Origin of the sequence: Rhodococcus sp. PAE-6 (assembly GCF_025290685.1) — a bacterium.
Classification (GTDB): domain Bacteria; phylum Actinomycetota; class Actinomycetes; order Mycobacteriales; family Mycobacteriaceae; genus Rhodococcus; species Rhodococcus pyridinivorans.
In genome coordinates this window covers 1-12,821 of record NZ_JAOCLZ010000002.1, presented here as the reverse complement: position 1 = coordinate 12,821, position 12,821 = coordinate 1, and the positions used below count along the sequence as shown (strand labels likewise).

General features: G+C 68.3%; 10 protein-coding genes and 1 riboswitch. Of the genes, 6 read left to right on the top strand and 4 right to left on the bottom strand.

What is annotated here, in order from left to right; genetic code table 11:
* The first annotated feature begins 232 nt into the window (after positions 1-232).
* A complete protein-coding gene (locus NVV99_RS04535; RefSeq protein WP_006550524.1) occupies positions 233-724 on the top strand; it encodes an inorganic diphosphatase in 492 nt (163 codons plus the stop codon).
* 68 nt (positions 725-792) lie between these two features.
* Here the strand turns inward: NVV99_RS04535 and NVV99_RS04530 are convergent, their stop codons facing one another.
* Positions 793-1,623 (bottom strand): crotonase/enoyl-CoA hydratase family protein, encoded by an 831-nt coding sequence (locus NVV99_RS04530; protein WP_024102835.1) that lies wholly within the window; start codon positions 1,621-1,623, stop codon positions 793-795.
* 117 nt (positions 1,624-1,740) lie between these two features.
* Between NVV99_RS04530 and NVV99_RS04525 the strand changes: the two genes are divergently transcribed.
* The 3 genes from NVV99_RS04525 (at position 1,741) to NVV99_RS04515 (ending at position 4,276) form a co-directional block, all read left to right on the top strand.
* The gene (locus tag NVV99_RS04525; protein WP_242411676.1) at positions 1,741-2,808 is read left to right on the top strand and encodes a transposase; all 1,068 of its coding nucleotides are present in this window, start codon (positions 1,741-1,743) and stop codon (positions 2,806-2,808) included.
* Between the two features lie 245 nt (positions 2,809-3,053).
* On the top strand, positions 3,054-3,527 hold the full coding sequence (locus tag NVV99_RS04520; RefSeq protein ID WP_024102834.1) for a YbaK/EbsC family protein: 474 nt from the start codon (positions 3,054-3,056) through the stop codon (positions 3,525-3,527).
* Positions 3,528-3,745: 218 nt separating this feature from the next.
* On the top strand, positions 3,746-4,276 hold the full coding sequence (locus tag NVV99_RS04515; protein WP_006550528.1) for a winged helix-turn-helix domain-containing protein: 531 nt from the start codon (positions 3,746-3,748) through the stop codon (positions 4,274-4,276).
* A gap of 62 nt (positions 4,277-4,338) precedes the next feature.
* Here NVV99_RS04515 and NVV99_RS04510 read toward each other — a convergent pair whose 3' ends face one another.
* Positions 4,339-4,956 carry an LLM class flavin-dependent oxidoreductase gene (locus NVV99_RS04510; protein WP_024102833.1) on the bottom strand — a complete coding sequence of 206 codons (618 nt, stop codon included), beginning with the start codon at positions 4,954-4,956 and terminating at the stop codon, positions 4,339-4,341.
* A 208-nt stretch (positions 4,957-5,164) separates the two neighbouring features.
* Positions 5,165-6,478, bottom strand: coding sequence for an aminotransferase class V-fold PLP-dependent enzyme (locus NVV99_RS04505; protein ID WP_024102832.1), 1,314 nt, complete (start codon positions 6,476-6,478; stop codon positions 5,165-5,167).
* 68 nt (positions 6,479-6,546) lie between these two features.
* Positions 6,547-6,664: riboswitch (SAM riboswitch) on the bottom strand.
* A gap of 165 nt (positions 6,665-6,829) precedes the next feature.
* Between NVV99_RS04505 and NVV99_RS04500 the strand changes: the two genes are divergently transcribed.
* On the top strand, positions 6,830-10,735 hold the full coding sequence (locus tag NVV99_RS04500) for a Pls/PosA family non-ribosomal peptide synthetase (protein ID WP_024102831.1): 3,906 nt from the start codon (positions 6,830-6,832) through the stop codon (positions 10,733-10,735).
* Entirely contained in the window at positions 10,702-12,081 is a 1,380-nt protein-coding gene (locus NVV99_RS04495) for a M1 family metallopeptidase (RefSeq protein ID WP_024102830.1), read from the top strand. The genes NVV99_RS04500 and NVV99_RS04495 overlap by 34 nt, the downstream gene beginning before the upstream one ends.
* Here NVV99_RS04495 and NVV99_RS04490 read toward each other — a convergent pair.
* Positions 12,078-12,608 (bottom strand): putative immunity protein, encoded by a 531-nt coding sequence (locus NVV99_RS04490; RefSeq protein ID WP_024102829.1) that lies wholly within the window; start codon positions 12,606-12,608, stop codon positions 12,078-12,080. The two genes, NVV99_RS04495 and NVV99_RS04490, sit on opposite strands and share 4 nt — an antisense overlap.
* Positions 12,609-12,821: the final 213 nt, after the last annotated feature.

The following is a 12,821-nucleotide window of genomic DNA, read 5'->3' as shown; positions in this document are numbered from 1 at the left end:
CTGCTTCTTGTTGCCGCCCTGCCCCGTCAACACGCCTCCGCTGCATCCTGCACACACTGGTCGACCAGCTACCCGCACTTCCCGCTGCCGGCCGCACACTGCTGTGACGCACTCGGGGCCCCGGTACCTGCACCTCCAGCCTAGCGCCGCGACCGTTATCCTCTCTGCGGACCATCACCGCAGATACGGATGTCGTATCCGCCGGAAAAACACCGACGAAGTGAGGCAAGGCGTGGAGTTCGAGGTCACCATCGAGATCCCCAAGGGACAGCGGAACAAGTACGAGGTCGATCACGAGACCGGACGCGTCAAGCTCGATCGTTACCTGTACACCTCGTTCGGCTACCCGGCCGACTACGGCTACATCGAGAACACCCTCGGTGAGGACGGCGATCCGCTCGACTGCATGGTCCTGCTGCCCGAGTCGGTCTTCCCCGGCGTGATCGTCGAGGCCCGCCCCGTCGGCATGTTCAAGATGGTCGACGAGGCCGGTGGCGACGACAAGATCCTGGCCGTCCCGGCCGGCGACCCGCGGTGGGATCACGTCCAGGACATCAGCGACGTCTCGCAGTTCGAGCTCGACGCCATCAAGCACTTCTTCGTGCACTACAAGGATCTCGAGCCGGGCAAGCACGTCGAGGCCGCCGACTGGGTCGGTCGCGCCGAGGCCGAGGCCGAGGTGACCGCGTCGGTCGAGCGCCTGAAGAACAACGGCGGGCACTGACACCGAGCCTGTACAACGCGGATCCCCCGGACGATGCGATCGTCCGGGGGATCCGTCGTCTGCGGGGTCTATTCGCCCTTGAACTGCGGCGGGCGCTTCTCGAAGACGGCGGTGATCGCCTCGGTGAGGTCCTCCGACGGCAGGAACGCCGCGTTCCACGCCGCGACGTAGCGGAGGCTGTCGTCGACCTGCGGCGAGCGCGTGTGGTCGAGGACGTTCTTGATGCCCTGGACGACGAGCGGCGGGTTGGCGGCGATCTCCGCGGCGGCCGCGTGAGCGGCGGCCAGCACTGCATCGGCGTCGTCGTGGACGTCGTTGACGAGACCGATCTTCTCGGCGCGGGCGGCGTCGATGTCCTTGCCCGTGAGCGCGAGCTCGCGGACGTGACCGTCGCCGATGATGAGCGGGAGCCGGGCGAGGGTGCCGACGTCGGCGACCATTCCGACCTTGACCTCGCGGACGCTGAACTTCGCGTCGGCGCTCGCGTAGCGGATGTCGGCGGCGGAGATGAGGTCGACCGCTCCGCCGATGCACCAGCCCTGGACCGCGGCGACGACCGGCTTGCGGCAGTCGGCGACGGCCGTGATGGCCGCCTGCATGTTCTTGATCAACGTGTGGAAGTCCGTGCGCGGCTTCGCGAGCGCCTTGCCGGAGACGACGGCGCCGAGGCTGCCGCCCATGGCGACGAGGTCGAGGCCGTAGGAGAAGTTCCGGCCGGAACCGGCGAGGACGACGGCGCGGACTTCGGGGTCGGCGTCGAGCTCACCGAAGAGGACGGGCAATTCCGCCCAGAAGTCGGGGCCCATGGCGTTGCCCTTGCCGGGGCCGATGAGCGTGACCTGTGCGACGTGATCCTTGCGTTCGACGGTGAACGCTTTCCAAGGCGAGAGATCGGACATTGTGTGTTCGGCGGCTCTCGGCCCTCACAAGGGTGAGAACTGCCGTCCTCCTTCCAGGGTCGGGCTTGTGATGGTGACGACGGAATCTGTCGGTGGGCGTCGATAGCGTGCCCGGGCATGGGGGTCGAGGTTGTGCGTTACAACTTCCGGTTGCGTGCGGGCAGCAACGCCGAACGCGCGCTGCTCGACGAATGGCATCGCTGCAGGTTCCTGTGGAACGAAGCCGTGCACCTCCAGAAGACGGGCGCACGACCCACTTCCGGGAAGCTGAGCAAACAGCTGACCGAGACGCGCAGACGATCGGCGTGGTTGCGGGCCGGCTCCCAGGTCGCTCAACAACAGACGTTGCGGACCTACGCTCGTGCGCTCGACTCGTCGTTCGCGGTGAAAGGACGCAACCGCCCGAAGTTCAAGTCCCGGAAGGCAACGTCGCCGACTCTCGAGTACACCCGTCGCAGCTTCCGGATCCAGGAAGGCCGATTGCGCTTGCCGAAGGGCGTCACAATTCCGGTGGTGTGGTCGCGGAAACTGCCATCCGAACCGTCGAGTGTGCGCATCACCCGCGACTCGGTCGGAGATTGGTACGCGTCGTTCGTCGTCACCCGCAGCACCGAACCTCCGGCTCCGGCGCCGCCTGGTTCGGCGATCGGTGTCGATTGGGGAGTGACCCACACGGCGACCACCACCGACGAGCGGTTCGACCTGCCGCACCGGGGTCATCGCAAGCGTTGCGCGGCGGAGCTGGCGAAGGCGCAACGAACCATGGCTCGCCGACGCAGACCCAAGGGAAGCCGACCGTCCAACGGATACCGGCGAGCCCGCAAACGTGCGTCGCAGGTGCAGAAGAAGGCCGCTCGGCGGAACCAGCGCGAGGCACGGATGTGGGCGCGCGGGGTGGTCGCACACCACGCACTGATCGCCGTGGAGGATTTCCGCCCCCAGTTCCTCGCCCGATCCACGATGGCGAGGAAAGCGGCGGACGCCGCGATCGGCGCTGCGAAGCGCGAACTCGTCGAGCAGGGCACGCGGGCCGGCCGGAAGGTGGTGCTGGTACGGCCCGCATACACGTCGATGACGTGTTCGAGATGTTTCGCGAGAGCCAAGCAACGCCTCGAACTCGGCGAACGAACCTTCCGATGCTCGGCCTGCGACTACAGCGCATGCCGGGACCGGAACGCTGCCTGAGTGATTCTGGCTGTGGCGGAGCGTGGCCACACCGGTGTCGACGACGTCAGACAGGCGGATCACCTCCTGGGTGGTTCGGTTGCGGTCCGAGCCGGGAATCTCCTGCCTTCTGGCAGGAGAGGCGTTAATACCGAAGGGTAACTTGTTTACGTACGGACTGTATCGAGCCACCCCACGACACGACACGACGACGACGCGTCCTCGGAACCGCGCCCATCGGGCGGCGATTTTCCTACTCTTGATCCATGACCAGGTCGCTGCATCCGAATGCCCACCGCGTCTCGGACACGCTCATCGCCCGCGGCCATCACGGTCTGATCGTCCAGCAGCCGGAGACCGTGCACACCGCTGAGCAGGCCGCCGCCGCGGTCGGTGTCGAGGTGGGCGCGATCGTGAAGTCGCTCGTCTTCCTGCTCGATGACGACCCGATCCTGCTGTTGGTGTCCGGGGCGCATCGCGTGTCGGTCGAGCGGACCGGCGAGCGGCTCGGCGGCGAACTCGTGCCGGCCCCCTCCGACCTGGTCACGGAGGTCACCGGCCAGCCGCTCGGTGGCGTCGCACCGCTCGGTCATCCCACGAACCTGCCCACCTACATCGACCGTGCGCTGCAGCTCCACCCGGATCTGTGGGCGTCGGGTGGATGCCCGAACACACTGTTCCGGACCGTCTATTCGGAGCTCATGCGCATCACCGCGGCGATCGACGTCGACGTGGACTGAGACCGTCCACCTACCGGTACACCGGCATCTCCATCCGGGTACACTTTCCGTCGTGACAGTCCGAGCGTGGAGCCGCAGGCATGTCGACCTGTGTCGTACCCGCTCGTGCCTCTGTGCGTTCTGAGATCCGCACCATCCCTTCCTCTTTTCCGGCGCCGCACTGCTGCGGGTAGTTGCCTGCCCGGCGCCGTTCACCTTCCGACCAGCGGAGCCCTTCCATGACCACGTCCTCCATCGAGAACCCGGCCGGCAGCTCGGTCGATTCCCCCGAACTCGTTCTCATCGTGCAGATCTCGGACACGAACGCCGGGTCGGCGGGCGATCTCGCCGCCCTCGCCGATGCTCTGCGGGAGACCGCGCTCGATCTGCTCCCGGGTGCGCGCACCCACACTCTTCTCAGCCCCGGCCCGACCCCTCTGGTCATCGATCTGCCGGCCCGGGGGCTGGTGCTCGACAATCAGCGGGTCGAGTTGAGTCACAGCGAATTCGAGATCCTCGCGCACCTCGTGCGTCGGCCCCGCGTCGTGGTGTCCCGCGCGGCATTGAGGCCCCTCGGCGCCGGATACTCGGAGAACGACGACTTCGACACCGACCGCGGCAACCGCAGTGTCGACGTCCATGTCTCCCGGATCCGTTCCAAGCTGGGTCGTTTCGGCAACATCATCACCACTGTCCGCGGATCGGGCTACCGGTTCGATCCCGATCCGCGCGTACACGTCGTCGAATCACTCGACCGCCGTACGGCGTGAACGCATGCGAAGGAGGGGCAGGAGTCGAAACTCCTGCCCCTCCTTCGCGATACGGATGCGTGTCAGGAAGCGCGCACGGATGTCCGAGCGCCCTCACCGAACCGGCGCAGGACCTCGACGACGGTCGACGAGACCTCGACGAGGCCGCGCGACTCCAGCCACGGCAGCGTTCCGTCGACGAGATGCTCGACGGTGAACGGCGCGGCGAGCGGGATCAGCGTGACGCCATCGGCGACCTGCACGGCATGGATGTCCGCGATCAGCCCGGCGAGACCGTGCGGCGTTCCGACATAGGACAGCGTGCCGGCCTCCCCGCGAGTCGATTCCGGGCGGGTGCGCCGGGTGCGGGCGGTGCGGGCATCGGAGGCAAGGACGATCTCGACGTCGACGAGCACCGTGACCGAATCGGGATCGCGGCCCTCCTCGGCGGCCTCTGCACGGATGCGGTCGCGCAGTTTCCCGGCTTCACGCAGGTCGGCGGCACGCACCCGCACGACGTTGGATACATCGGCGCTGAGGTCGAGCGGCGGGTCGCCGACACGTCCCAGGGTCAGGTCGGCCCAGTAGTCGGGCCCGGAGTGACCGGTGAGTTCGACGGCGACGCGCAACGGCCGGATCGCGGCGGACTCGACGACGGCCGGGTCTGCGGATACAGGGGTGACGGTGGATGCGACGGACATGGGATACCTCTCGGTACGGGCCGCGGAGCGGCACGGAGGGATCGGCCTGTGAGCCGGAAGACTGTGAGGGAGAAGACCTTCAGTCCGGACAGATTCCCGATGCCGTACGGCAGAGGTCGACATGGCGACGGCACCAGCGTGCCGCAGCGATCGTCCTCGTCCGTCCCATGCGAATTACCCTACTGATCCTATGGGGAATTGTCGACCGTTAGACGCACGGAGATGCGTCGCCGTCGGTCGCTCCGAGGCCGGGACGCGTCTCCGGCGAGGGGTTCCACACGCCGGCGGTCTTCGCGTGCACCCACGTCGGCCCGTTCTCGACCAGCAACCGGAGCGCTCCGAGGAGCCGCTCGACATCGTCGGACGAGCTGCCGAGTCCGAGCGACGCCCGGACGGCTCCGCCGGCACGACCGACCCGCGCGAGCAGCGGGTGGGCGCAGAAGCGTCCGTCACGGACGCCGATGCCGTACTCGGCAGACAGATAGGAGGCGACGTGGCCGGGCTCGTAGCCGTCGACCGTGAAGGTGACGATCCCGACACTGTCGGCCGAATCGTTCCACAGCCGAAGCACTTCCACGCCGTCGATGGCCTGCAGACCGTCGACGAGCAGGGCGCACAGGGCCTCCTCGTGACGGATCACCGCGTCGGCGTCGAAACCGGCGAGCGCATCGCACGCGGCGGCAAGGGCGGCGACGCCGAGCACGTTGGGGGTGCCGGCCTCGTGACGCGCAGGGGCGCAGGACCATTCGGTGTGATCGAGGCGCACCTCGCGCACCGCGCCGCCACCGGCGAGGTACGGCTCGGCGGCGTCGAGCCAGTCTCGGCGGCCGACGAGCACTCCCGCACCGAACGGCGCGTACAGCTTGTGGCCGGAGAAGGCGAGGTAGTCCACACCGAGCTCGACGAGATCGACACGGCGATGGGGCACGAGCTGCGCACCGTCGACGAGGATCCGGGCACCGGAAGCGTGTGCGAGCTCGGCGAGTTCGGCGATCGGCAGGACCTCACCGGTGACGTTGGAAGCACCGGTGACGGCGAGCAGGGCCGCGGGTGCGCGCTGCAGTTCGACCGCGAGACGCCATACCGTCTCGGAGACGGTGTCCGCAGCCTCGACGATGCGAGAGTTCTTCCAGGGCAGCAGATTCGCATGGTGCTCGATGTCGAGCACCACGACATCGCCGGGCACCGCACTCGCGAGCAGGTTCAGCGAATCGGTGGTGTTGCGCGTGAAGACGACGACCTGGTCGTCGGCCGCGCCGACGAAGCGCGACACGGAGGAGCGGGCGTCCTCGTAGGCGGTGGTGCTGATCCGCGAAGCGTATCCGGCGCCGCGGTGCACGCTCGCATAGAAGGGCAGCAGCTCGGTGATGCGGTCGGTGACGGCGGACAGCGCCGGTGCGCTCGCCGCGTAGTCGAAGTTCGCATAGGTGCAGGTACCCCCCTGGACGAGCGGAACCTGCACGTCACAGCCGGAAACGGCGGCAAAGGGAGCGATGCAGGTGGTGGTGGCTACAGCAGTCATGACAAATCCCTTGTGTACTCGGGGACCCGCCGGTGACGCCTACGACGGAGAATTCTCGTCGCCGGCGGAGTCCGCGCTTGCCGTGTCCGGTAGTGGATTCACGGCCCGGTCGTCACCCGGAGCACCCCACCGCGGTTGGAGGGTTGCCGACCAGCTAGCCGGGGCTTGACGCTGGTACTCATGACCTGGCGAAGAGAATGGCAGGACGACCGGGCCGTGTCAACCCCGCACAGCTCCGCGTCGCTCGGCACCGCACGACGCCGACACGCGTTCTGCGCGCCGAACGTTCACCTGCCGTCCACCCGGACGTGAGATAACCGGAAGCACCATCGAGCAGAAGGACCCGCGGAATTGCCAGCCATAACCTCGACCCCCGTCGGCCGGTCCCCCATCCCCGACGAGTTCCTCCGCGCGTCGCACGCTCCACCCGCCCGCACCCTCGTCGACCTGCTGCGGAGCACTGCCGAAGCACATCCCGACGCCCCCGCGATCGACGACGGCGCGACGGTCCTCGAATACGCCGAACTGGTCGAGGCGGTGATCGCCGGTGCGTATGCGCTGAACGACGCGGGCGTCGGGGCCGGCGACAGGGTCGGGGTCCGCATGACCTCCGGGCGCAGCGACCTGTATGTGACGATTCTCTCCATTCTCGCCGCGGGCGCCGCGTACGTCCCCGTCGACGCCGACGATCCCGACGAGCGGGCCGAACTCGTGTTCTCGGAAGCGCAGGTCACCGCCATCGTCACGGACGAGGGCATCGGACCGGGCACGGCCGCGCCGTCGGGCACCCCGGTGGTGCGGGGCCCGAACCTCGATGACGACGCGTGGATCATCTTCACCTCCGGTTCAACCGGAACACCGAAGGGTGTCGCCGTCACCCACCGCAATGCGGCGGCCTTCGTCGACGCGGAAGCGCGAATGTTCTGCCAAGGGGAGCCGCTCGGTCCCGGCGACCGGGTCCTGGCCGGGCTGTCCGTGGCGTTCGACGCCTCGTGCGAGGAGATGTGGCTCGCCTGGCGGCACGGCGCCTGCCTGGTTCCGGCGCCCCGCGCGCTCGTCCGCTCCGGCATGGACCTCGGGCCGTGGCTCGTCTCGCGCAACATCAACGTCGTCTCCACGGTGCCCACCCTCGCGGCGATGTGGCCGGCCGAAGCCCTCGAGGCGGTGCGTTTGCTCATCTTCGGTGGCGAGGCCTGCCCACCCGATCTCGTCGAACGTCTCGCGGTTCCGGGACGCGAGGTGTGGAACACCTACGGCCCCACCGAGGCGACGGTCGTGGCCTGCGCGTCGCTGATGGACGGCACCGGACCGGTCCGCATCGGCCTGCCCCTCGACGGATGGGATCTCGCCGTCGTGGACGCCGACGGCAACCCCGTCGAGGAGGGCGCGACCGGTGAACTCGTCATCGGTGGTGTCGGCCTCGCGCGCTACCTCGATCCGGCGAAGGACGCCGAGAAGTACGCTCCGATGCCCACGCTCGGCTGGGACCGCGCCTACCGCAGCGGTGATCTCGTGACGCTCGACCGCGCCGGTCTGCTGTTCCAGGGACGCGCCGACGACCAGGTCAAGATCGGTGGCCGCCGCATCGAACTCGGCGAGGTCGACAACGCACTGCAGAACCTGCCCGGCGTGGCGGGCGGTGCGTGCGCGGTCCGCAAGACGGCCGCGGGACATTCGATCCTCGTGGGATACCTCGCCTCCACCGATCCGGACTTCGACATCGCGTCGGCCCACGACCTGCTGTCCGAACAACTCCCGGCCGCGCTCGTCCCCCGACTCGCGCTCGTCGACGAACTGCCCACCCGCACGTCCGGCAAGGTCGACCGCAACGCTCTGCCGTGGCCGCTGCCCGGCGCCGATGCCGACTCGGTGGAAGCACTCGGTCTCGATCCCACCGCCGAATGGGTCGCCGAACTGTGGACCGACATCCTCGGCGCCCGGATCGAGGGCGTCGACGACGACTTCTTCGAACTCGGCGGTGGTTCCCTCGCGGCGGCGCAACTCGTCACGGCGCTGCGGAGCCGGTATCCGGAGATGACCGTCGCAGAACTGTACGACCACCCGAGGCTCGGATCGCTCGCCGTCTACCTCGACGAACTCGCGCCGACGGAAGCGGCGACACCGCGAGAGGTGACCCCGGTGCCGCGGCTCGCCCAGCTCGGGCAGATCGCCGTGACCGCCGTCCTCACCACCCTCACCGGACTGCAGTGGGTGACCTGGCTGGCGATCCTGAACAACGTCGTCGCGCTCGTCGTGGACGTGCCGTGGACCGTCACCCTGTCGTGGTGGTGGGTCGCGCTCGGTGTCCTGCTGTTCCTCACGCCCGTCGGGCGCATGGCGATCTCCGTCGCGGGTTCGCGTCTGCTCCTGCGCGGCATAGAGCCCGGAAGCTACCCACGCGGTGGGAGCGTCCATCTCCGGCTGTGGACGGCTCTGCGACTGTCCGAGGCCGTGGGTGCCGTGAACATCTCGAGCGCTCCCTGGATGCGGCAGTACGCGCGGGCGCTGGGAGCGAAGGTCGGCCGCGACGTCGACCTGCACAGTCTTCCACCGGTCACCGGTCTCCTCGAACTCGGCGACGGGTGTGCCGTCGAGCCGGAGGTGGACCTCGGCGGCTACTGGGTGGACGGCGACCTCGTCCACATCGGAAGCATCCGGATCGGTGCCGGCGCCACGGTGGGCGCCCGCTCGTTCCTGGCCCCCGGCGCGCGGATCGGTAAGGACGCCGAAGTGGAGGCCGGATCCGCGGTGTTCGGTCGCGTGAAAGCCGGGCAGAACTGGTCGGGCTCCCCCGCCCGCAAGGCCGGCAAGGCCGACCGGCCGTGGCCCGCCGCGACACCGCCGCGGGGCGGCAGGTGGGTGCCGGTCTACGCGCTGTCGTCGATCCTGCTCGGCGGCCTGCCCGTCGTCTCGATCGCCGCCGGGGTCGCGCTCCTGGTGTGGTGGGTGCACGACACCCCCACCGTCTCCGACGCCGTGGTGCACTCCCTGGCGATGCTGCCCGTCGCGGCGCTGCTGACGATGTTCGTCTTCGCCCTGCTCACCCTGACGGCCGTGCGACTGCTTGCCGTCGGGATGACCGAGGGTTGGCATCCCGTGCGCAGCCGCGTGGGCTGGCAGGTGTGGTTCACCGAGCGCCTCATGGACTCCTCGCGCACCTTCCTGTTCCCGCTCTACGCGTCGATGCTCACCCCGATCTGGCTCCGATTGCTCGGCGCCGACATCGGTAAGGACGTCGAGGCGTCGACCGTGCTGATGGTTCCCAAGTTCACCAAGGTCGCCGATGGAGCGTTCCTCGCCGACGACACGATGGTCGCCTCCTACGAACTCGGCGGCGGGTGGCTGTACATCTCGCATGCGAAGGTCGGCAAGCGTGCCTTCCTCGGCAACTCGGGTATGGCGGCGCCGGGTCGGCGCGTCCCGAAGCACGGGCTCGTCGCGGTGCTCTCCGCGGCTCCGGAGAAGGCGAAATCCGGCTCGTCGTGGCTGGGCAGTCCCCCGGTGCGCCTGCGGCGCGCAAGCGGTGACAGCGACGCGAGCCGCACCTTCGCACCGCCGCTGAAACTGAAGATCGCGCGCGGCGCGGTGGAGACCTTCCGGCTCGTGCCCATGGTCGTCACCTACGGCATCGGGCTCGGTGTGCTCTTCGCACTCAACACCCTCGCCGTGCACTGGGGCTATCTCGCCGCTGCGCTGCTGGGCGGTCTCGTGCTCATGGTGGCCGGAGCCGTGGCGTGCCTCGTGACCGTGATCGCGAAATGGCTCGTCGTCGGTCGGATCGGACGCGTCGAGCACCCGCTGTGGAGTTCGTTCGTGTGGCGCAACGAGGTCTCCGACACCTTCGTGGAGACCGTGGCGGCACCGTGGTTCGCCCGGGCCGCGGCGGGCACCGCCGTGATGAACCTGTGGCTGCGCGCGCTGGGGTCGAGGATCGGGCGCGGTGTGTGGTGCGAGAGCTACTGGCTGCCCGAGGCCGACCTGGTGTCCCTGGGCGACGGTGCGACCGTCGAACGCGGTTGCGTTGTACAGACCCACCTGTTCCATGATCGGATCATGTCCATGGACACCGTGACCCTCGGCGCCGGCGCCACGCTCGGCCCCCAATGCGTCGCGTTGCCCGCCTCGGGCATCGGCGACGGTGCCACCGTCGGCCCGGCCTCGCTGGTGATGCGCGGCGACGTCGTCCCGCCGTCCACTCGCTGGCAGGGCAATCCGATCACGCCGTGGACCACGCCGAACGACTGGTCGCCGCGGTGAAGCCCATCAAGGCCGCCAAGCCCGTCGCGCCGGTCGCCGCGGACCGGCCGCTCGACCCTTATCTGCCCGAGAGCGGGAACCGCGGCTACCGGGCCTCCCGCTACGAACTGGAACTCACCTACAAGGTCGTGTCCAATCGGCTCGACGGCCGGGCGAAGATCATCGCCACGACTACGGACGTGCGCGCCAAGTATTCGCTCGATCTCGCGCAGTCGATGCGAGTCACGAAGGTGACCGTCAACGGGCGACGTCCCGCCAAGTTCGCGCATCGTGGCGGCAAGCTCACCGTCACCCCCGCCGAGAAACTCCCTGCCGGGGCGGTCCTCGTCTTCGGTGTGCAGTACTCGGGAACCCCCACCCCACTGCGGACCATGTGGGGTGAGGTCGGCTGGGAAGAACTCGACGAGGGTTCGCTCGTCGCGAGTCAGCCCAACGGCGCACCCACCTGGTTCCCCTGCGACGACCATCCCGGTTCGAAAGCCACCTACCGCATCGCGGTCACCACCGACGCTCCGTTCGTCGCGATCGCGAACGGCACCCTCGTGCACAAGACCACGAAGGCGAGTCGCACCACCCGCGTCTACGAGCAACCCGAACCCATGGCGACCTATCTCGCCACGGTCCAGACCGGGCACTACGAGATACGCACCCTCTCAAACGAACCCGTGCCCCAGTACGGCATCCATCCGCCTCGGTTGCGCGCGGCGTTCGATCGGGACTTCGCTCGCCAGACCGAGATGCTCGAGTTGTTCACGCGCCTGTTCGGCCCGTACCCGTTCGCGCACTACACCGCTCTGGTGACCGACGACGACCTCGAGATCCCTCTCGAAGCACAGGGATTGTCGATCTTCGGCGCGAACTTCTGCGACGGCACCGGCCGCGAGGAACGGCTCGTCGCACACGAGTTGGCGCACCAGTGGTTCGGCAACAGCCTCACGCTGAACCGTTGGTGCGACATCTGGCTCCACGAAGGATTCGCGTGCTACGCGGAGTGGTTGTGGTCGGAGAACTCGGGCGGCAGGTCGGCGCATGCACATGCGCTCGACGCCCACCGGGGTCTGGCCCGAAAGCCGCAGGACATCCTGCTCGAGGATCCGGGCCCGAAGGACATGTTCGACGACCGCATCTACAAGCGCGGAGCACTGACTTTGCACGCCCTGCGAGTGCAGCTCGGCGACGAGCCGTTCTTCACCCTCCTACGGACGTGGACCGCGGAACACCGGCACGGCAACGTGACGACGGCGCAGTTCAAGGATCTCGCCGCACGTTTCTCGGACGTCTCGCTCCGGTCGCTGTGGGAGGCGTGGTTGAGCACGCGAGAGCTTCCCCCGGCACCGACCGCCTAGTTCCGAGGGCGCAGAGATGCATCCAGTGCGCTCATCAACTGTCCGACACGACTTCTCGAGGTAGGGGCGATCGGATATCTGGACAGGACGTCGACCACCACGGGGGTCGCACGGCGCCGGGCGTCGTCGAGCGAGTCCTCAGCTGCCGTCGGGTCTCCGCCCGCACGGAGTTCGGCGATGCGAGCGACACTCGCAGCGGTACGCAGGATGTGCCCGACCTGAGTGGCCTTCGCGATCGGGTGCAGATAGGCAGCCGCGGCGGCATCGCCGGCACACCGCGCGGCGAGGGAAGCCGCTTCCGTCGGTGCATCCTTCGCAGCTCGGTGGGCATCCAGGGCGGCGACGCGCTGGAGTCTCGTTCGTCGCGCACCGTCAACGAATTCTCGCGCCGCATCGAGTGCTGAACGTGGACGACGGTCCTCGGGCACGGATTCCTCGAAGACGGGAAGCACGTCCTGTGCACTCTCCGCCACGTATCGGACGACCGCCCGCAGTTCGTCCATGGTGAGTTCGAAATCACCGGTCACGCTTGTCGCCGGCCCGTTCCGTCCCACGTATCCGAGCATAGCCCGACCGAATGTCCGCGTACGAGAAAAGGGGACCCGCGAAAGCGGCTCCCCTCCTCAAAGCCGAAGACCCCCAACAATGTTGGGGGTCTTCGGTAACGGGTGTTCGGCGGTGTCCTACTCTCCCACACCCTGTCGAGTGCAGTACCATCGGCGCAGACAGGCTTAGCTTCC

What these genes read in the sequence shown, in the direction of transcription:
- NVV99_RS04510 (WP_024102833.1), bottom strand. Translation starts at nt 4,956, where the DNA reads ATGTCCGTCGCATCCACCGTCACCCCTGTATCCGCAGACCCGGCCGTC.
- NVV99_RS04505 (WP_024102832.1), bottom strand. Translation starts at nt 6,478, where the DNA reads ATGACTGCTGTAGCCACCACCACCTGCATCGCTCCCTTTGCCGCCGTT.
- NVV99_RS04515 (WP_006550528.1), top strand. Translation starts at nt 3,746, where the DNA reads ATGACCACGTCCTCCATCGAGAACCCGGCCGGCAGCTCGGTCGATTCC.
- NVV99_RS04525 (WP_242411676.1), top strand. Translation starts at nt 1,741, where the DNA reads ATGGGGGTCGAGGTTGTGCGTTACAACTTCCGGTTGCGTGCGGGCAGC.
- NVV99_RS04520 (WP_024102834.1), top strand. Translation starts at nt 3,054, where the DNA reads ATGACCAGGTCGCTGCATCCGAATGCCCACCGCGTCTCGGACACGCTC.
- NVV99_RS04530 (WP_024102835.1), bottom strand. Translation starts at nt 1,623, where the DNA reads ATGTCCGATCTCTCGCCTTGGAAAGCGTTCACCGTCGAACGCAAGGAT.